Source organism: Leisingera sp. ANG49, from assembly GCF_059694505.1.
On sequence record NZ_JCATZN010000040.1, the window covers coordinates 1 to 1,403 of the forward strand.

A 1,403-nucleotide genomic window follows, 5' to 3' on the forward strand; every position below is an offset into this window, starting at 1 on the left:
AGCTGAATGCGCTGGCGTTCCGCGCGCCATGCCCGCGCGAAGGCCGCCACCCGCCCGTACGAGCCGGTAAAGCCAAGAGCCGCCAGGTCCGCATGCAGCTGCTTGACCGTGCGCCGCTGCTTGCGGGGCTTGCGCGATTCCGCGGCAAGCCAAGCAGACAGCTTGTCCGCGAAAGGGTCCAGCTTGCTCGGACGCTGCGGGACCTGGAACCGGGGCTCAACAGCACCCGAACGTAAATACTTGCGAATGGTGTTGCGGGAGAGGCCCGTTCACCTCGCTATCTCCCGAATAGACATCTGATCCCGAAGCGCCCAGCGTCGGATCACACTCAAAAATGCCATGTCGATCACTCCAATAACCCCTGCCGATAAAAGCCAGGGGCACGGTCACACATGGGTCAATTCTCAAAGAAAACTTTCGCCTTTCCCGGGTCAGATCTCAGCGGAAATCAACAACGCAGCTTTTGATTGAGCCGTTGCGCTAAAAGAGAACTTCTTCTACTTGAGATATATATCGCCCTCAAAATTGAGTATTACACTTACTTCTTGACTACTCGCAATAATTCTTGCTGGAGGTCCGCACACCGCGACGTCTCTGAGGCCCGTTGGAGAAGCGGCAATTTCACTATCCAACGGAAATAGGCTCTCGGTGACACTTCCCTCAGCATATATAATTTCATGTTGATCAAATGCTATCTGAAAGTAGGTAACTTCTCCTCCAGGGTCTCTTAAAATCGAAGTGTTATTAACGAGAAATTTTGCCGGCACAAGCACTTCACTTTCTCCGACAACTAGCTCGGCTTGCCATCCACTAAGAAGCATTCTGTGCTCAGGGGAAACCCGTAGGTTACCTTTGTTTCCAAAAGATCCACTACGAAATAGGATTGGTGCAAAATCTCCTATTGCCCGCTGAATAGTCAAGCCAATCCATCGAATGGGGCACAAACCGTTGTCGTGCGTAGACACTAGGTTGCCAATTTCTAGTTCCTCAACCGGCACATCGCCTTTATCAGTCTGAATCCGTGTACCATTGGCGAAACCGAGGTCAAATAACTTGCGAGGAAAAAATTCCATTTCCCCAAGGGCCGATGTGCGCTGACACTCCCCCTCTTTTCCGACTCGTGTGGCCCTACTTGTAAGTGTCATTTAGGAACCTCCGTTAGATCTTTGTGAGAATACTGCCTGATGGTCGCTCCAATTCAGATAAACGGAAATCTACCACGTGTCCTATAGCGATCAGTCCTGCATTTCTCCCAGCGATCTCTCCGCCACTAGCGATGTTTGTTTTTTGCACAGTCGAAGAAAGGAGCCATATTTATTCCATAAAGTGTTTACGTTCGACAATACAACACTTTTACCATATTGAACTGACTCAACCCCCCCTGGAATCAGGCTATTGAGGTG

The 1,403-nt window shown here is 50.5% G+C and carries 1 protein-coding gene and 1 pseudogene; both read right to left on the reverse strand.

Annotated features, from left to right (window positions below; all coding sequences use genetic code 11):
* A pseudogene (locus AC58NV_RS23585) lies at positions 1-341 on the reverse strand (IS21 family transposase); the annotation flags it as partial.
* A 156-nt stretch (positions 342-497) separates the two neighbouring features.
* Positions 498-1,145: a Hint domain-containing protein gene (locus AC58NV_RS23590; protein WP_497229314.1), complete on the reverse strand. Its 648-nt coding sequence runs from the start codon at positions 1,143-1,145 to the stop codon at positions 498-500.
* Between the last annotated feature and the right edge of the window lie 258 nt (positions 1,146-1,403).